At 72.8% G+C, this 17,565-nt stretch carries 17 protein-coding genes; 9 read left to right on the top strand and 8 right to left on the bottom strand.

What is annotated here, in order from left to right; all coding sequences use genetic code 11:
- Positions 1–76 precede the first annotated feature (76 nt).
- Complete coding sequence (locus ABZ885_RS04355; protein WP_360183214.1) at positions 77–1,132, bottom strand: aldo/keto reductase; 1,056 nt, start codon at positions 1,130–1,132, stop codon at positions 77–79.
- A gap of 196 nt (positions 1,133–1,328) precedes the next feature.
- Here ABZ885_RS04355 and ABZ885_RS04350 point away from each other — a divergent pair, with 196 nt between their 5' ends.
- Entirely contained in the window at positions 1,329–2,354 is a 1,026-nt protein-coding gene (locus ABZ885_RS04350) for a hypothetical protein (protein WP_360183212.1), read from the top strand.
- Between the two features lie 305 nt (positions 2,355–2,659).
- Positions 2,660–3,466: a methyltransferase domain-containing protein gene (locus tag ABZ885_RS04345; protein ID WP_360183276.1), complete on the top strand. Its 807-nt coding sequence runs from the start codon at positions 2,660–2,662 to the stop codon at positions 3,464–3,466.
- 70 nt (positions 3,467–3,536) lie between these two features.
- Here the strand turns inward: ABZ885_RS04345 and ABZ885_RS04340 are convergent, their stop codons facing one another.
- Together ABZ885_RS04340 and ABZ885_RS04335 are read right to left on the bottom strand one after the other, a co-directional pair.
- Positions 3,537–3,857, bottom strand: coding sequence for a multidrug efflux SMR transporter (locus tag ABZ885_RS04340; RefSeq protein WP_360183210.1), 321 nt, complete (start codon positions 3,855–3,857; stop codon positions 3,537–3,539).
- A 64-nt stretch (positions 3,858–3,921) separates the two neighbouring features.
- Positions 3,922–4,359 carry a multidrug efflux SMR transporter gene (locus ABZ885_RS04335; protein WP_360183208.1) on the bottom strand — a complete coding sequence of 146 codons (438 nt, stop codon included), beginning with the start codon at positions 4,357–4,359 and terminating at the stop codon, positions 3,922–3,924.
- A 165-nt stretch (positions 4,360–4,524) separates the two neighbouring features.
- Here ABZ885_RS04335 and ABZ885_RS04330 point away from each other — a divergent pair, with 165 nt between their 5' ends.
- Together ABZ885_RS04330 and cutA are read left to right on the top strand one after the other, a co-directional pair.
- Positions 4,525–4,932, top strand: a complete 408-nt coding sequence (locus ABZ885_RS04330) for a MarR family transcriptional regulator (protein ID WP_360183274.1) — start codon at positions 4,525–4,527, stop codon at positions 4,930–4,932.
- Between the two features lie 93 nt (positions 4,933–5,025).
- Positions 5,026–5,403: a divalent-cation tolerance protein CutA gene (gene cutA, locus ABZ885_RS04325; protein WP_360183206.1), complete on the top strand. Its 378-nt coding sequence runs from the start codon at positions 5,026–5,028 to the stop codon at positions 5,401–5,403.
- A 52-nt stretch (positions 5,404–5,455) separates the two neighbouring features.
- Here cutA and metG read toward each other — a convergent pair whose 3' ends face one another.
- The 3 genes from metG to ABZ885_RS04310 all read right to left on the bottom strand — a co-directional run bounded on the left by metG (position 5,456) and on the right by ABZ885_RS04310 (position 9,659).
- The gene (metG, locus tag ABZ885_RS04320) at positions 5,456–7,186 is read right to left on the bottom strand and encodes a methionine--tRNA ligase (protein WP_360183204.1); all 1,731 of its coding nucleotides are present in this window, start codon (positions 7,184–7,186) and stop codon (positions 5,456–5,458) included.
- A gap of 453 nt (positions 7,187–7,639) precedes the next feature.
- On the bottom strand, positions 7,640–8,242 hold the full coding sequence (locus ABZ885_RS04315) for a GNAT family protein (RefSeq protein WP_360183202.1): 603 nt from the start codon (positions 8,240–8,242) through the stop codon (positions 7,640–7,642).
- Positions 8,243–8,375: 133 nt separating this feature from the next.
- A complete protein-coding gene (locus ABZ885_RS04310; RefSeq protein WP_360183200.1) occupies positions 8,376–9,659 on the bottom strand; it encodes an adenylosuccinate synthase in 1,284 nt (427 codons plus the stop codon).
- Between the two features lie 126 nt (positions 9,660–9,785).
- On the opposite strand from ABZ885_RS04310, the gene ABZ885_RS04305 reads away from it, so the two are divergent.
- The 3 genes from ABZ885_RS04305 to purM all read left to right on the top strand — a co-directional run bounded on the left by ABZ885_RS04305 (position 9,786) and on the right by purM (position 13,666).
- A complete protein-coding gene (locus tag ABZ885_RS04305) occupies positions 9,786–10,676 on the top strand; it encodes a diacylglycerol kinase (protein WP_360183198.1) in 891 nt (296 codons plus the stop codon).
- A gap of 242 nt (positions 10,677–10,918) precedes the next feature.
- On the top strand, positions 10,919–12,502 hold the full coding sequence (gene purF / locus ABZ885_RS04300; RefSeq protein WP_360183196.1) for an amidophosphoribosyltransferase: 1,584 nt from the start codon (positions 10,919–10,921) through the stop codon (positions 12,500–12,502).
- A 78-nt stretch (positions 12,503–12,580) separates the two neighbouring features.
- Complete coding sequence (gene purM, locus ABZ885_RS04295) at positions 12,581–13,666, top strand: phosphoribosylformylglycinamidine cyclo-ligase (protein ID WP_360183194.1); 1,086 nt, start codon at positions 12,581–12,583, stop codon at positions 13,664–13,666.
- A gap of 160 nt (positions 13,667–13,826) precedes the next feature.
- Here the strand turns inward: purM and ABZ885_RS04290 are convergent, their stop codons facing one another.
- Complete coding sequence (locus ABZ885_RS04290; RefSeq protein ID WP_360183192.1) at positions 13,827–14,084, bottom strand: DUF3073 domain-containing protein; 258 nt, start codon at positions 14,082–14,084, stop codon at positions 13,827–13,829.
- A gap of 385 nt (positions 14,085–14,469) precedes the next feature.
- Positions 14,470–15,585 carry a Glu/Leu/Phe/Val dehydrogenase dimerization domain-containing protein gene (locus ABZ885_RS04285; RefSeq protein WP_360183272.1) on the bottom strand — a complete coding sequence of 372 codons (1,116 nt, stop codon included), beginning with the start codon at positions 15,583–15,585 and terminating at the stop codon, positions 14,470–14,472.
- Positions 15,586–15,826: 241 nt separating this feature from the next.
- On the opposite strand from ABZ885_RS04285, the gene ABZ885_RS04280 reads away from it, so the two are divergent.
- Together ABZ885_RS04280 and bldC are read left to right on the top strand one after the other, a co-directional pair.
- Positions 15,827–16,747, top strand: a complete 921-nt coding sequence (locus ABZ885_RS04280) for a hypothetical protein (protein ID WP_360183190.1) — start codon at positions 15,827–15,829, stop codon at positions 16,745–16,747.
- A 561-nt stretch (positions 16,748–17,308) separates the two neighbouring features.
- Positions 17,309–17,515: a developmental transcriptional regulator BldC gene (gene bldC / locus ABZ885_RS04275; RefSeq protein WP_014137253.1), complete on the top strand. Its 207-nt coding sequence runs from the start codon at positions 17,309–17,311 to the stop codon at positions 17,513–17,515.
- Positions 17,516–17,565 lie beyond the last annotated feature (50 nt).

Raw genomic sequence — 17,565 nt, 5'->3', positions numbered from 1 at the left:
CTGATGCGGCGCCGGCTCGCCGAGGCCGGTCACGCCGGCGAGGAGGACCTCACCGGCGTGACCGGCCTGCCGGCCGCTACCCCGCCGCGCGGTCGGCGACCGGGCGACGGCGCTGGGCCGGGTCGGTGAGGGCCGGCGGCTGCCAGACACCGTCCGGGTGGTAGAGGTTGGTTCCGGGCGGGACGATCGCGTCGATCCGGTCGAGGGTGTCGTCGTCCAGCACCAGGTCGGCGCCCTTGAGGGCGGCCGCCAGCTGCTCCCCGGTCCGCGGGCCGATGATCACCGAGGTGACCGCCGGGTGCGCCAGCGGGAAGGCCAGGGCCAGTTCGGGCAGGGTCCGGCCGAGCTCCTCGGCGAGCACGGTGAACTCCTCGACGGCGTCCAGCTTGGCCGCGGTGACCGGCAGCGCCGGGTCGAACCGGGCCGGGGTGAGGGCGGCCCGGCCGGTGCCGAGGTCGATCGGCCGGCCCTTGCGGTAGCGGCCGGTGAGGAAGCCGGAGGCGAGCGGGGCCCAGGTCAGCGCGCCCATGCCGAGCCGTCGCACCGTCGGCAGCACGTCGCGCTCGATGCCGCGGGCGAGCAGCGAGTACGGCGGCTGCTCGGTGCGGAAGCGCGGCAGGCCGCGGCGCTCGGCGACGTGGTGGGCCTCGACCAGCTGTTCGGCGGGAAAGGTCGAGCAGCCGAAGGCGCGGATCTTGCCGGCCCGGACGAGGTCGCCGAGCACCGAGAGGGTCTCCTCGACGTCGGTGGTGTGGTCGGGCCGGTGGACCTGGTAGAGGTCGATCCGGTCGGTCCGCAGCCGGCGCAGGCTCTGCTCGACCTCGTGGACGATCCAGCGCCGCGAGTTCCCGCCCCGGTTGCGGCCCTCGCCCATCGGGAAGTGCACCTTGGTGGCGAGGACGACGTCGTCGCGGTTGCCCCGGCTCTCCAGCGCCTTGCCGACGATCTCCTCGGACTCGCCGGCCGAGTACATGTCCGCCGTGTCGACGAAGTTGACGCCCTGGTCGAGGGCGGTGTGGATGATCCGGGCGCAGTCGTCGTGGTCGGGGTTGCCGACCGCGCCGAACATCATCGTGCCGAGGCAGTAGGCGCTCACCTCGATGCCGGTGCCGCCCAGAACGCGGTAGCGCATGGTTCAAGTCCCCCTGTGGTCTCGGTGGTTGCCGTCCGTCCCGGTCGGGGACGCGGCGGCGGGCCCGCCGATGCTATGAGCTGGAGTGCGCTCCAACGCAAGGGCCGTCCGCCCGCTCCCGCCGTCCCCCCGGAGGGGGAGCCGGTCCTCCGCGCGGCCGAGGTCCGGGCGGTGCGGCCGGTGCGAGCGTGGGGGCATGACGACGACCAGCGGGTGGCCTGCGGGCCGGGCGGCGGGCGGCCGGGGTGCGCCCCGGTGGGTGGGGGACGGTTCGGGGCCGGCCGTCTGGGGCGTGGCGTACGCGGGCTTCGGGGCCGGCTGCGCCGGGACCGGGACGGCGCTGTCCGGCGCGGCCTGGACGGGCTGGCTGGTCGCCGGGGTGGGCGCCGCCGCGGCGCTCGCCGGGGCGGCGGTGCGGGCGCGGGAGCCGCGGCCGGTGCTCCGGCGGGTGCTCGGGCCGGTGCTCTGGGCGCTCTGTGCGGCGGCCGTCGCCGGGGCGTTCGGCCTGCTGATGGACGTCATCACGCTGATCGTCAACCAGGGCGTGGACAGCGGGCCGGGAGCGGCCCAGCACGCGCTGTCCGCGCTCGGCGCCGTCCTGCTGGCGGCCGCCGCCCGCACCGGCCGGGCGGGTGCCCGGACGGCCGCGGACGGTCCGCCCCGGGTCGGTCCGCCCCCGGCGCCGACCGCGGCCCCGGGACAGGTCCGGCTCGTCGCGCTGGCCGGGACGCTGGCCTTCGTCCCGTACGTCTGGATGAAGACGACCTGGGCCCTGGGCGGTACCTTCGCGGGCCTCAGCGGCGACCGGATCCTGGCCGACGCCGAGCGCGAGGGCGCCTCCGGGCTCTGGCTCACCCTGCAGTCCTGGGGCCTGGACGTGACCGCGTTGCTGGCGGCGCTCGGCGTGTTCCTGCTCTGGGGCCTGGTCCGCCCGTGGGGCCTGGTGTTCCCGCGCTGGACCCTGCTGCTGAGCGGCCGCCGCGTCCCCCGCTGGCTGCCGCTCACCCCCGCCCTGCTCGGCGCCGCCACGCTCGCGCCGTACGGGATCTTCGGCATCGGCTACGCGGGGCTCGCCACGATGGGCGTGGTGACCGTGCAGCGCGGCTCCTTCCCGACCGAGGCGGACGTGCTGCTGGTGTGCTGGATCGGCCTCGGCGCCTTCGCCGTCTTCGGCGTGGCCCTCGCCGTCGCGGCCCGCTCGTACTGGCGCCGCTCGGCCTGATCGCCGGGGCGAGCTGATTTGCGGAACCGGCAACAAAGCTTGCCGCCGCCACCGGGGCCGCCGCAGCCTGGCGGTGGAAGTGACCGCCGTGGGCCGCCGCCGCGTTCGCCCCCGACCGCGACCCGGCGGACGAGGAGGCCGGCCAGGCGCCCGCCGCCGCCCGAGCCGCATCCGGTACCGATCCGAAGGAGCACGCCGTGCCCACCCCCGCCCGTCACCACGGCCACCAGGGCCACGCCTCCCACGACCACCACGACCACCACGCGCTCTCGTCCGACACGGACTGGTCCGCGCTCGCCGACCTCCTGGAGCGCGAGGGCGAGCTGTACGCCCCCGCGCTCACCCGCGCCGCACAGTGGCTGCACGACCTGCTGGACGGCACCCCCGTCGGCCGGGTGCTCGACGTGGGCAGCGGCCCCGGCGTGGTCGCGGGCCTGCTGGCCGACGCCTTCCCGGCCGCCGAGGTGGTCGCCGTCGACCGGTCGTCCGCCCTGCTGGAGCGCGCCGTGGCCCGCTCCGGCGGCCGGGTCACCACCCGGCAGGCCGACCTCCCGGACGGGTTCGGCCTGCTCGGCACCGCCGACCTGGTCTGGTCGTCCAAGGCCGTCCACCACCTCGGGGACCAGCAGGCCGCGCTGACCGCCCTGGCCGGCACGCTGCGCCCGGGCGGCCTGCTCGCCGTCGCCGAGGGCGGGCTGCCGCTGCGGTTCCTGCCGCGCGACATCGGCCTCGGCCGCCCCGGACTGCAGGCCCGGCTGGACGCCGCGCACGAGGACGTCTTCGCCGCGATGCGGGCCGGCCTCCCGGGCGCCACGGACGGGGTGGAGGACTGGCCGGCCATGCTGGCCGCGGCCGGGCTGGTCCCGGCCGGTTCGCGCACCTTCCTGGTGGAGTGGCCGGCGCCGCTGCCGGCCGCCGCCCGCGAACACCTGCACGCCCAACTCGACCGGCGCCGCGGCCAGGTGGCCGGGGGCCTGGACGCCGAGGACCTCGCGACCCTCGACGCGCTGCTGGACCGCGACGCCCCGGCCGGCATCCTCAACCGGCCGGACGCCTTCTACCTCACCGCCACCACCGTGCACACCGCACGGAAGGCGGCCGACGCGGGCTGACCCGACGCGGGCCGACCCGACGGCGGCGGGGCGGGCGCGAGCCGGGTGGCCGGCCCGCCCCGGCGCCCCGTCAGAACCCGGACGCCAGCTTCAGCGTGACGGCGCCCGCGATGATCGAGGCGAACGAGAGCAGTTTCGGCAGGGTGATCCGCTCCTTGTAGAGCAGGGCGCCGAAGACGACGGTGCCGATCGAGCCGAGGCCGGTCCAGATCGTGTAGCCGACGCTGACGTCCAGCGTCCGCAGCGCGAGGCTGAGGGTGAAGATGCCGCCCGCGGCCGCGACCAGGGTGAGGACGGACGGCCAGAGCCTGGTGAAGCCGTGCGTGGCGTTGGTGCCGACGGCGAAGGCGATCTCGAAGACGACGGCGATCGCGAGGTGGAGCCAGGCCATGGTGGTGCACTCCTTCGTGGACGGTCGGTGCGGGTGCGGGTGCGGGTGCGGATCGGCGCGGTGGTCAGGCGGCGGGCTGGTGCTGCGGCGTCAGGCCCCCGGCCTGCTCTGCCGTCTGTCCGGCCGTCTGCCCGGCGTCCGGTCCGTCCGCCGGGCCGGCCGCCGGGCCGTCCGCCGCCCGGCCGAACCGGTCGGCGAGCTTCAGGCCGAGCACCCCGCCGATGATCAGGACGAAGGCGACGGCCTTCCCGGCGTTCATCGACTCGTCGAAGACCACCGTGCCGAGGACGACGGTGCCGACCGAGCCGATCCCGGTCCAGACGGTGTAGCCGACGCCGACGTCGAGGGTCTTGAGGGCGAGGCTGAGGAAGAAGATCCCGCCCGCGGCGGCCGCGGCCGTCAGCAGGGACGGGCCCGGCTCGGTGAAGCCGTGCGTGGCGTTGGTGGCGAGCGCGAAGACCACCTCGAAGGCCGAGGCGATGAGCAGGTAGATCCAGGCCATGGGAACGGAACCCCCCGGGGTCACGGTCATTGCATGTATGTGCAAATTCTTTTCGACTGGGCAAGAGCATGCATGTACAAGTAATCTGTGTCAACCGTCGCACCCGGTCAGGAGCCGCCCATGCCCACGGAACCCAGCCCCGCCGGCGGTGGTTCGGACGCCCGGATGTGGAGCCGGCTCAGCGCTCTGCACGCCCACGTCGAGGGCCGCCTCGCGACCGCCCTCCAGCGCCGGCACGGCCTCGGGCTCTCCGAGTACCGCGCCCTCGGCTTCCTCGCCGAGGCCCCCAGGGGCGAGCTGCGCATGCAGGACCTCGCCGCCGGACTCGGCCTCAACCAGAGCTCGGTCACCCGCCTGGTGGCCCGCCTGCACGCCGCGGACTTCACCTACCGGGACTCCTGCCCGGACGACCGGCGCGGCGTCTACACCGTGATCACCGCCGTCGGCCGCGCCCGCCACCAGGAGGCCCGCGCCACCTACGAGGAGACCCTCACCGCGGCCCTGGACGAGGAGGTCGCCGCCGCGCCCGACCTCGCCCCGCTGCTCGGCACAGCCCGCGGCTCCCTGGGCTGACCGGCCGGCCGCCCCCCCGGGCCGCAGCTCCCCGACCGTCGGCTCCCCGGGCGGCCGCTCCCCGGACCGGCCGGCGCGCGGTACCGTCGCGGCATGCCGGCAACCACCCCTGACGTCGTCGTGGTGACCACCACCCACGCAACCGAGGACAAGGCCCGGGCCCTCGCCGCCGCCGCCGTCCGCGAGCGCCTGGCCGCCTGCGCGCAGGTGCAGCGGATCCGCTCGCTCTACTGGTGGGACGGCGAGGTCCAGGACACGCTCGAGTGGCGCGTGGACCTGAAGACCCGCGCCGGCCTCGCCGAACGCCTCACCGCCTTCATCGGCGCGCACCACGACTACGACACCCCCGAGGTGGTCGTCGTCCCGGTGACCGGCGGCAGCCCGGCCTACCTGCGGTGGGTCGCCGCCGAGACCGTCACCGGGGTCACCACCGGACCCACCGCCGGGACCACCGACGAGAGCGCCGACTGACCCCGGGCCACCGTGACCCGGGATCAGCCCGTGCGTCCGTACGCCCGGTCGCCTACTCGCCGCCGCCGAAGCGGGCGGTCCAGGCGGCCAGGTCCTCGTCGGTGATCTTCGCGAAGAGCACCGGCGGAACGGTGAACGCCGTGCCGGCCGGCACGAAGTCCAGCGCCCGCGCCTCCTCCGCGCTCACCCACGCCCGGGTACGCGCCGGCGCGTCGGCCGGGAGCGCGAACGCCCCGCGCATCGCCGCGGCCGCGGCGGGGATGAACGGCTCGGACACCACCGCGTACAGGTGGATCAGGTTCATCGCCGTCCGGAGGGTGAGCGCGGCCGCCTCCGGGTCCGTCTTCACCTGCTTCCAGGGCGCCTTCTCGTCCAGGTACGCGTTGCCCGCGCTCCACAGCGTGCGCAGGCTCTGCGCCGCCTTGCGGAAGTTCAGCGCGTCCAGCTGGGCCTCGTAGTCGGCCAGCAGCTCGGCGATCTGCGCGCCCAGCCGCTCCTCCGCCTCGCCCGCCGCGTGCCCGGCCGGGACGTCGTCGCCGAACCGCTTCCGGCTGAACGACAGCACCCGGTTGACGAAGTTGCCGAGCGTGTCGGCGAGGTCCTTGTTGACGACGGAGGCGAAGAGGTCCCAGGTGAAGCTGGAGTCGTCGGACTCGGGGGCGTGCGCCATCAGGAAGTAGCGCCAGTAGTCGGCCGGCAGCAGCTCCAGCGCGACGTCCGTGAAGATGCCCCGCTTCTGGCTGGTGGAGAACTTCCCGCCGTAGTAGGTCAGCCAGTTGAAGGCCTTGACGTAGTCGACCTTCTTCCACGGCCGGCGCGAGCCGAGGATGGTCGCCGGGAACATCACCGTGTGGAACGGGACGTTGTCCTTGGCCATGAACTCGGTGTACCGGACGGTCTCGTCGGCCTCGTACCACCAGGACTTCCAGTCCCGGACCTCGCCGGCCGGCGCCGCGTCCGCCCATTCCTTGGTGGCGCCGATGTACTCGATCGGGGCGTCGAACCAGACGTAGAAGACCTTGCCCTCCGCCGCCAGCTCCGGCCACACGTCGGCCGGCACCGGCACGCCCCACTCCAGGTCACGGGTGATCGCGCGGTCCTGCAGGCCCTCGGTCAGCCACTTGCGGGCGATCGAGGAGGCCAGCACCGGCCACTGGTCGCCGTGCGCGCCGACCCACTGCTCCACCTGCTCGGTCAGCTTCGACTGGAGGAGGAAGAGGTGCTTGGTCTCCCGTACCTCCAGGTCGGAGCTGCCGCTGATCGCCGAGCGCGGCTCCAGCAGGTCCGTCGGGTCGAGGACGCGGGTGCAGTTCTCGCACTGGTCGCCGCGCGCCTTGTCGTAGCCGCAGTGCGGGCAGGTGCCGACGATGTACCGGTCCGGCAGGAAGCGCCCGTCCGTGTTCGAGTACACCTGGCGGATCGCCCGCTCCTCGATGAACCCGTTGGCGTGCAGCTCGCGGGCGATCTCCTGGGTGATCTCCCGGTTCTGCGGGGAGGAGCTGCGCCCGAAGTAGTCGAAGGACAGCCGGAAGCCGTCGTAGACCGCCTTCTGCTGGTCGTGCGCCGCCGCGCAGAACTCCGCGACCGGCAGCCCGGCCTCCTGCGCGGCCAGCTCGGCCGGCGTCCCGTGCTCGTCGGTGGCACAGATGTACAGCACCTCGTGCCCGCGCTGCCGCAGGTACCGGGAGTAGACGTCCGCCGGGAGCATCGACCCGACCATGTTGCCCAGGTGCTTGATCCCGTTGATGTAGGGAAGGGCGCTGGTGATCAGGTGCCGAGCCATCCTCGGATGCTCCAATTTCTCCCGCACGCACCCCTACCCCGGAGTGCCGTGACAGGCGCAGGGTCTGGGGCCGCAACGGGAGGCCGCCACACACGCCGGCTCCCGGGCTGCCGCACAGAGCGAAGGTCCACTGTGGGCGCCCCAATCGTAGCGAAATCCGGCCCGCGCCCCGCCCGCCGTTCCGCCAGGTGAACGCCGGCCGTCGCGGCGGGCCCGCGGGCCGGGCCGGCCGGGCGGGGGCTTGACCTCGTGGACGCGCCTGCCGATGAGGGGGTGTGGAACTCATCGGGGCGTACGGCGGAGCGGTGCGGGCGGCAGCGGCGGTCGCCCCCTGATGGCCGTTCTCCTGCTGGCCGGGCTGTTCGTCTCGCTGGTCTTCGTGGGGTGGCTGGTCTGGGTGGTCAACTCCCAGCCGCGCGAGCCGTTCGACCGGCCGCAGCCGGGGCCCGTCCCTCAGCCGGCGGCGAGCCGCCCGGTCAGCCGTTCGCGCGCGGCCGGCCACTCGTCCCGCAGCATCGAGAAGTACGCCGTGTCGCGCCACACGCCGTTGGCCCGCCGCTTCTCCCGGCGGTGGGTGCCCTCGTACTGCGCGCCCAGGCGCTGGATCGCGTTGCGCGAGCGGTCGTTGAGCGCGTCGGTCTTCCACATCACCCGGCCCATGCCCAACTCCTCGAAGGCGTATGTGAGCAGCAGCAGCTTCGACGCGGTGTTGACCGGCGTCCGCCACACCGACCGGGCGTACCAGGTGCCGCCGATCTCGACCAGCTCGTCCTCGGCCCTGAAGTCGTAGAACCCGGTGATGCCGACGGCGCGCCCGCTCGTCAGGTCGATCACCGCGAACTTCACGGCGGTGCCCGCCGCCACCTCCCCCAGCCGGACGTCCAGGATCGACCCCAGCTCGGCCTCGCTCGTCGGCTCGGCGAACGGGATCCAGCGCCAGACGTCCGGGTCCGGGCCGACGTTCGCCCAGAGGTCGGCGAGGTGGCCCCGGTCCAGCGGCTCCAGGCGGACGTGGCGGCCGGTGAGGGTGACGGGTTCGGGCAGCTTCGCAGTCATGATCCCGAACGTAGCGCCACTCTGCACTAGATGCAATGGAATATTGCCTTAGTGCAAACTTCCCGGAGCATGGGAAAGGCCCTGCGGGACGCGGTGTCCCGCAGGGCCTCTCAAGCCCCGGGTGCCAGGCGGCTCAGATGAACGAGTTGATCTGGATCGTCTCGTCACGGCCCGGGCCGACGCCGATCGCCGAGATCGGCGCGCCGGACATCTCCTCGAGCGCCTTCACGTAGGCCTGGGCGTTCTTCGGCAGCTCGGCGAAGGACTTCGCCTTGCTGATGTCCTCGTTCCAGCCCGGCAGGGTCTCGTAGACCGGCTTGGCGTGGTGGAAGTCCGACTGGTTGTACGGGAGCTCCTCGACGCGGCGCCCGTCGATCTCGTAGGCGACGCAGACCGGGATCTGCTCCCAGCCGGTGAGCACGTCGAGCTTGGTCAGGAAGAAGTCGGTGAGGCCGTTGACCCGGGTCGCGTAGCGCGCGATCACCGCGTCGAACCAGCCGCAGCGGCGGTCACGGCCGGTGGTGACACCGCGCTCGCCGCCGATCCGGCGCAGGGCCTCGCCGTCCGCGTCCAGCAGCTCGGTCGGGAACGGGCCCGAGCCGACGCGGGTGGTGTACGCCTTCAGGATGCCGATGACGCGGTCGATCTTGGTGGGGCCGATGCCGGCGCCGGTGCAGGCGCCGCCCGCGGTCGGGTTCGACGAGGTCACGAAGGGGTACGTGCCGTGGTCGACGTCGAGCAGGGTGCCCTGGCCGCCCTCCAGCAGGACGACCTTGCCCGCCTTCAGCGCCTCGTCCAGCACCAGGGTGGTGTCGGCCAGGAACGGCTTGATCTTGTCCGCGTAGCCGAGGTACTCCTCGAGCACCAGCTCGGCCGGGATGGCGCGGCGGTTGTAGAGCTTGACCAGCAGCTGGTTCTTGTCGTGCAGCGCGGCCTCGATCTTCTGCTGCAGGATCGACTCGTCGAAGAGGTCCTGCACGCGGATGCCGACGCGGTTGATCTTGTCCGCGTAGGTCGGGCCGATGCCGCGGCCGGTGGTGCCGATCCGGCGCTTGCCCAGGAAGCGCTCGGTGACCTTGTCCAGGGTGCGGTGGTACGGGGTGATCAGGTGGGCGTTGCCCGAGATCAGCAGCTTGGAGGTGTCGATGCCGCGCTCGTTCAGGCCGCTGAGCTCGGAGAGCAGCACGCCCGGGTCGATGACGACGCCGTTGCCGATCACCGGCGTCACATTCGGGCTGAGGATTCCGGAAGGCAGGAGGTGAAGTGCATACTTCTGATCGCCGATGACCACCGTGTGACCGGCGTTGTTGCCACCCTGGTAGCGGACGACGTAGTCGACGGAGCCACCGAGGAGGTCGGTCGCCTTCCCCTTGCCCTCGTCCCCCCACTGAGCGCCAACGAGCACGAGTGCCGGCACAGGCGTACACCCCTTCCGGTTGGGGCATCCTGCGTAGGCCGCAGTCTGCCCCGAGATAGACGAAGCCCCTGGCGCAATAGCGCAAGGGGCTCTTGCACCGAGAGATTACCTGAGGAAGGACCGGTCGTGTCGTCCCTGTCCACGCCTGCGAACGGCGGCCCCGAGCCGCTTCTGCTGCTCCTCGACCCGGCGGCCCGGCAGACCGACGGCGAGTCGGTGCGGATCGCGAAGGACGTCCTCTGCGGAGGGGCGGACGTCAAGGTGGCCTACCCGGAGAGCCCGTCCGAGCTCGACCGGGTGCTTTCGCACCGGGGTCGGCGGCGACCGGTGGTGATCGGTTCCGATCTTGCGCTGCAGCGGGTGCTCCAGGCCCTGTACCGGCAGCGTGAGCTGGGGGCGGACCCGGTGGGCATGGTCCCGGTGGGCCGGCCGGAGGAGCTGGTGGCGGCCCGTGCGCTGGGCGTGCCGGGGGAGCCGGTACCGGCCGCCCGGGCGGTGCTCGCGGGCGTGCCGCGCAAGCTGGACCTGCTGGTGGACGACGGTGGCGGAGTCGCGCTCGGCGGGGTGCGGATCTCCGGCAGCGGGACGCGCCGGGCGGTGAGCCGGACGGGTGGCTGGCGTTCGCTATGGGCGAAACTGGCTGCGGCCGAGCAGGGGACCTCACTAACCTCCGGCGCCGGACCGGCCGGGGGAGCGGACGGAGCCGGGGCCGGGGCCGGGAAGGGCGAGCCGAACTCGCGCCTGCGGGTCGAGGCGGACGGGAAGCTCATCGCCGACGTCCACCGCCCGGTCCGGGTGGTCCAGGTGACCCTGCCGGCCGGCGAGGCGGCCGGCGCCGGCGTGATGGAGGTCGTCGTCCGCGCGCCCGGCACCCTCGTGCGCGCCCGGGCGGCGACCCTCTCGGTGGCGGGGCGCGGGTTCGGCTACGAGGTGGACGGCCGCCCGGTGGGCCCGGTCCGCGCCCGCACCTGGACGGTCCACCCGGGTGCCTGGGGGCTGCTGCTGCCGGCCGTGTAGCCGGCCGGCGCGGCCCGGGTGAGCAGGCTCACGTTCCCCGCCGCCCGCCCCCGGTGTCGTCCGCACGCGAAAAGCCCCAACGGGCGCGAACCACAAGGGCGAGCGCCGTCCCGCCGAATTCCGCGACCGCGAAATCCGGCCCGGGTAAGGGGTTTTGTCTACGCGCGTTGCCGAGCGATCGCCCGACAATCCCGGCCTCCCGGGTTCCGGAAGCCTGTGCCAACTGCCCTAGACTCGAAGGCGTGCCACGTGGTGACGGAAGACTCAACCACGATCTTCTTCCCGGCGAGAAAGGCCCCCAGGACGCTTGCGGCGTCTTCGGTGTCTGGGCTCCCGGCGAGGAGGTCGCCAAGCTCACGTTCTTCGGCCTTTACGCCCTGCAGCACCGCGGTCAGGAATCCGCGGGCATCGCAGTGAGCAACGGCTCCCAGATTCTCGTCTTCAAGGACATGGGACTCGTCTCCCAGGTCTTCGACGAGGCCTCGCTGGGGTCGTTGCACGGGCATATCGCCGTCGGACACGCCCGCTACTCGACCACCGGTTCCTCGGTCTGGGAGAACGCCCAGCCGACCTTCCGGGCGACCGTTCACGGTTCGCTGGCCCTCGGCCACAACGGAAACCTGGTGAACACCGCCGAACTGGCGGCCATGGTCGCCGAACTGCCCGGCGAGGAGCACGTCTCCCGCTCGGGCCGGACGGCGGCGACCAATGACACCGACCTGGTGACCGCGCTGCTCGCCGGCCATCCGGACCTCTCCATCGAGGAGACGGCCAAGGTCGTGCTGCCCAAGGTCAAGGGTGCGTTCTCGCTCGTCTTCATGGACGAGCACACGCTCTACGCCGCCCGCGACCCGCAGGGCATCCGCCCGCTGGTCCTCGGCCGGCTGGAGCGCGGCTGGGTGGTCGCCTCCGAGACGGCGGCGCTCGACATCTGCGGCGCCTCCTTCATCCGTGAGGTGGAGCCCGGCGAGCTCATCGCCATCGACGAGAACGGCATGCGGACCTCCCGCTTCGCCGAGGCCAAGCCCAAGGGCTGCGTCTTCGAGTACGTCTACCTGGCCCGCCCCGACACCTCCATCGCCGGCCGCAACGTGCACCTCTCCCGGGTGGAGATGGGCCGCAAGCTGGCCGCCGAGGCACCCGTCGAGGCCGACCTGGTGATAGCGACCCCGGAGTCCGGCACCCCGGCCGCCATCGGCTACGCCGAGGCCAGCGGCATCCCGTACGGCTCCGGCCTGGTGAAGAACGCCTACGTGGGCCGCACCTTCATCCAGCCCAGCCAGACCATCCGCCAGCTGGGCATCCGGCTCAAGCTCAACCCGCTGCGCGAGGTCATCCAGGGCAAGCGCCTGGTCGTCGTCGACGACTCGATCGTCCGCGGCAACACCCAGCGCGCGCTGGTGAAGATGCTGCGCGAGGCCGGCGCCGCCGAGGTCCACATCCGGATCTCCTCGCCGCCGGTGAAGTGGCCGTGCTTCTTCGGCATCGACTTCGCCACCCGCGCCGAGCTGATCGCCAACGGCATGACCATCGAGGAGATCGGCCGCACCCTCGGTGCGGACTCGCTCGCCTACATCTCGATCGACGGCATGATCGAGGCCACCAAGCAGCCCAAGGAGAAGCTCTGCCGGGCCTGCTTCGACGGGGAGTACCCGATGGAGCTGCCCGACCCGGCGCTGCTCGGCAAGCTCCTGCTGGAGGCCGAGATCAAGGGCGGGCAGCAGCCCCCGGCGGTCCGCGGCAAGCCGGCCGGCGGCAGTGACCTGGACGGCGTCCAGTCCCTGCTCGGCGGTGCCGGCGCGGCCGACGCCCTGCGCCGCCCGTAAGAACCCACGGTGGGGTCCCGCGAACCGGGACCCCACCGCTGTTCCAACCCCCACCAGACCCGAGAGGGCCGCACCGCAGTGACCACGAACCAGAACGGCGCCACCTACGCCGCCGCCGGCGTCGACATCGAGGCGGGCGACCGCGCCGTCGAGCTGATGAAGCAGTGGGTGAAGAAGGCCAACCGCCCCGAGGTGGTCGGCGGTCTCGGCGGCTTCGCCGGGCTCTTCGACGCGTCCGCCTTCAAGCGCTACGAGCGGCCGCTGCTGGCCACGGCCACCGACGGTGTGGGGACCAAGGTCGCCATCGCCGCCGCCATGGACAAGCACGACACCATCGGCCACGACCTGGTCGGCATGGTCGTGGACGACCTGGTGGTGTGCGGGGCCGAGCCGCTGTTCATGACCGACTACATCTGCGTCGGCAAGGTCGTCCCGGAGCGGGTCGCCTCGATCGTCAAGGGCATCGCCGAGGGCTGCGCGCTGGCCGGCTGCGCCCTGGTGGGCGGCGAGACCGCCGAGCACCCGGGCCTGCTCGGCCCGGACGAGTACGACGTCGCGGGCGCCGGCACCGGTGTGGTCGAGGCGGACGCGCTGCTCGGCGCCGAGCGGGTCCGGGCCGGCGACGTGGTGATCGCGATGGCCGCCTCCGGCCTACACTCCAACGGGTACTCGCTGGTCCGCCACGTGCTGCTGAACGAGGCCGGCTGGAAGCTGGACCGCAAGGTCGAGGAGTTCGGCCGCACCCTCGGCGAGGAGCTGCTGGAGCCGACCCGGATCTACTCGCTGGACTGCCTGGCGCTCACCCGCGCCACCGAGGTCCACGCCTTCTCGCACGTCACCGGCGGCGGTCTGGCGGCCAACCTGGCCCGGGTCATCCCGGACGGCCTGCACGCCCGCCTGGACCGCGGCACCTGGACCCCGCTGCCGGTCTTCCGGACCGTCGCCGAGGTCGGCAAGATGGCCACCCTGGAGATCGAGAAGACGCTGAACATGGGCGTCGGCATGGTCGCGGTCGTCCCGCCGCACTCGGTGGACGTCGTGCTGTCGATCCTGGAGGACCGCGGCGTCGAGGCCTGGCTGCTCGGCGACATCGTCGAGCGCTCGGACGAGCACGAGGGCGGCGCGGCCCTCTACAACGCCTACGAGGGCTTCACGGCGGGCTGAGCCCGGCCGGTCCCGGCAGGGCGCGCGGAAGGGCCCCTCCGGCACCGGCCGGAGGGGCCCTTCCGCGCGTCCGGACGGCTGCCGGGTGCGGACCTCGTGCGGGAACGCCGAAAACCGGCCCGGCGCTCAGGGCACCCGGGCCGGTCAGGCCAGACTGGGACTACGCGCGGCGGCGGGCCTGGGAGGGCCCGGTGCCCGAATCGGTGTCGTCGTCCTCGTCGTCGTCGGCGTAGCGAGCCGCGTACTCCGCGTACGGGTCGTCGTCCTCTTCCTCTTCGATCGGCTCCGGCTCGATCGAAGCGGTAGAGGGCGATACGCCCAGCTCGTTGGACAGACGGTTAGCGTCGAAGCCGCCGCTGTTGTACTTCAGCTGGCGGGCGACCTTCGTCTGCTTGGCCTTGGCCCGGCCGCGCCCCATGGGTCGACCCCCTCAACGGTGGGGCTCACGGCCCCGAGTCTGACACGTGTTCATGTTCAGGACCGGCCTGCCCGGAGTAGGAGAAGCCGTCCCTTGGAGCATTAACGGTACCTGTTTCCGCCGCCGGACGGTACGTCGTCGGTGTGACGTGGCGCGCACTGGCAGCACCCGAGACCGGGTCTTCCCAGGTCAGGGGAGGGTTTGCGGCAGTTTGCACGCTGTTCGGAGGTGTCTCAGGTCCGTCGTTCCGGGATCGATTATCCCCCCAAGGGGGACCTCGGATCACCCGATCGGGCGCAGAAGTGAGAATCCGGTTCCACATTGTGATGCGCGGGGGACGGAAGCCGGCCGTCCCCCGCGCACCGCGGGCCGCGGGCGGCCGGGATCAGGCGCGGCGGGCGCCCGGCAGCAGCACCGAGCGGAGCGCGCTGATCTCGCGCATCCGCTTCTCGGCCAGGCGGTCGGCCGCGACGGCCGGCGGGACGCCGTCGGCGGCGGCCCGGGTGAAGATCTCCAGCGTGGTGTCGAAGATCTTCGTGGCCTTGTTCTTGGCCCGGTCGAAGTTGAAGCCCTCGATCTCGTCGGCGACCTGGATCACGCCGCCGGAGTTCACCAGGTAGTCCGGGGCGTAGAGGATGCCGCGGTCGGCGAGGTCCTTCTCGACGCCGGCGTGGGCCAGCTGGTTGTTGGCCGCGCCGCAGACCACGGAGGTGCCGAACTCGCCGAGCGCGGCCACCGCGGCGTCGGTCAGCGCACCGCCGAGCGCGCAGGGGGCGTAGACGTCCAGCTTGGCCTGGAGCAGGGCGGTGGTGTCGGCGACGACCTCGACCTCGGGGTGGGCCGCGCGCACGCGGTTCACGGCGGCCTCGAACGGGTCGGTGACGACGACGGTGGCGCCGTCCGCGACCAGGTGGCCGACCAGGTAGTGGCCGACCTTGCCGACGCCCGCGACGCCCACGCGCTTGCCGCGCAGGGTCGGCTGGCCCCAGCGGGCCTGGGCGGAGGCGCGCATGCCCTGGAAGACGCCGAAGGCGGTCAGGATGGAGGAGTCGCCGGCGCCGCCGTTCTCGGGCGAGCGGCCGGTCACGAACTCGGTCTCGCGGGCGACGACGTCCATGTCCTGCACGTAGGTGCCCACGTCGCAGGCGGTGATGTAGCGGCCGCGCAGCGACTCGACGAAGCGGCCGTAGGCCCGCAGCATCGCCTCGTTCTTGTCCTTGTTCGGGTCGCCGATGATGACGGCCTTGCCGCCGCCGAGGTCGAGCCCGGCCAGCGCGTTCTTGTAGGACATGCCGCGCGAGAGGTTGAGCGCGTCCTCCAGCGCCGCCTCCTCGGAGGCGTACGGGAAGAAGCGGGTGCCGCCGAGGGCGGGGCCCAGCGCGGTGGAGTGGATGGCGATGATCGCCTTGAGTCCGGAGCTGCGGTCGTGGCAGAGGACGACCTGCTCGTGGCCGTCGCCGGGGGCGCCGTCCTGCTCGGTACGGAAGATCCTGCTCAGCACGCCGGGTGCGGGGTGCGTGGCGGACGCGGTCTGTACGTCGGTCACTGTGGTGACTCCAGTATCGAAGGCCCGCTGCTGTGGTGCGGGCGCCTAAGGCGAAGAGTAGTCGCGCGGCCGCCTGGGATCCGCCCTCTTGCCCGAGCTTGGGCCGGTTGTCCGCGTGGTGAGACGGGGCGTGCGGAGTGCGTCCGCGAACGGGGCCCGGGCGAAGCCCTCCCGGGCGGGCGCGGCGCGTGCGACGATGCAGAACGTGACCGTCGTACGCACCTCGGTACTGCCGCCCTACGCCGCCCACCTGCGGGTCTACGAGCCGCTGGCCGCCTACCCGGAGCCGGAGCGGGGGCGCTGGCAGGCCTACGCCGCGGAGCACGGCCCGGACGCGGCCGAGGCCGGGCAGCCGGTGGCCGCCGCGGTGCTGGAGGAGCAGCGGGCCGCGCTGGCCGAGCTGGTCGGCCGCACGCCGCGCCCGCTGCCGGAGCGGGAGAGCGACCGGGCCTTCGTGCGGGCGCTGGACGGGGTGCTGTACGTCTGTCCCTGGGCGACCAGGCTGCGCAGCTGGCAGGCGCTGGAGGAGCTGCGGGCGGGGGCGCCGGTGGCGCTGGTGGACACCGCGCTGCCGCCGGCCACCCGGGAGGCCGCGGAGTCGGACCGGGAGCGCTGGCGGGTCGAGCACCCGGACGCCCGGCCGTGGATCCTGACCAGCCGGTGGGAGGTGCCGGTGCGGTGGTTCCTGCCGTTCGGGGAGGAGGACCGCTGCTTCGTGCCGGCCGGCGGGACGGGTGGTGTCGGGGATCCGGCGCAGGGGGAGAAGGGGGAGGGGGCCGCGCTGTTCTACCTGACGCCGATGGCGCAGGCGCGCCGGCGGGTGGCCCGGGCGTACCGGGCGTTGCGCGAGGCGGTGCCGGAGGGGGAGCTGGTGCGCGGGGCGGAGCAGGTCGGGCGGTGGCTGGAGGAGTTCCACCCGCGCTCGCTGGTGGAGCTGGACTACGGGGGGCTGGTGCATCTGCTGGGGCCGGAGCGGTTGCTGGCGGACCGTTCGGCGGGGGAGCTGGAGGACGGGCTGCGGGCGCTGCGGGCGGGGGACGCGGCGGAGGCGCTGCGGGCGTACGAGGAGCTGACGGGGCGCTGGCGGTCGGTGCTGGCGCTGCGATACGCGAACTGAGCGCGGCAGGGGGCCGGGGCGCGCCGGAGGGCGGGGCGGGGGCGGCCTGAGCGGGCGTCACCGCTGGCCGGGCCGGGTGTCGGTGGTACTTGTAAGACTGAGCGGGTCCTACGGCCTGATCGGTATGACCAAGGTCCTGGTTCGGGTCAATAGCTATCGAACGTGACACTACTCACCGTTGACGCGAACTTACCCCTATGTGCAAAAATGGGACAACCAGCCCAACTTCACGTGAGCGTGCCCACTTTTGGGTGGTTCTGGATCCGATGCGTGCTTTGCGAGGAAACGGCGGGTCTGGTCCTCCCGTAACCGGATGTTACTGTCGAGTGACTGTCCGTTATGGGGTGGTCCATCGCCATCCGTCGGCCTTGAACCCGTGAGGGGTCAATTTTGGCGGTTTGGTCGATAGGGCTGGACGGATGGTGTAGTTGTAGACACCAGGACAAGCCGTTCGTCCTATAACCGACTCGACCCGTCTATGCCATTTCGGGCATCGCGGGCCAAGGTGCAGAATTTGAAGGATAGAACCGCCCTGGTTCGGTTCTCCCGAGGAGGCCGCTCATGACCGCTCGTACCCCTGATGCTGAACCCCTGCTGACGCCGGCAGAGGTCGCCACCATGTTCCGCGTGGACCCCAAGACGGTTACCCGTTGGGCCAAGGCGGGCAAGCTCACGTCCATTCGCACGCTCGGCGGGCACCGCCGTTACCGCGAGGCGGAGGTGCGCGCTCTGCTGGCCGGTATTCCGGCTCAGCGCACCGAGGCCTGATCGGCCTAAGGCTCTTTCAAAGGGGCCGCTTACCGGACTCCGCCGGGTCC

The organism is Kitasatospora sp. NPDC047058 (assembly GCF_040643935.1).
GTDB lineage: Bacteria > Actinomycetota > Actinomycetes > Streptomycetales > Streptomycetaceae > Kitasatospora.
The sequence above is the reverse complement of the archived record's forward strand: the minus strand, read 5'-3'. Positions and strand labels throughout refer to the sequence as shown.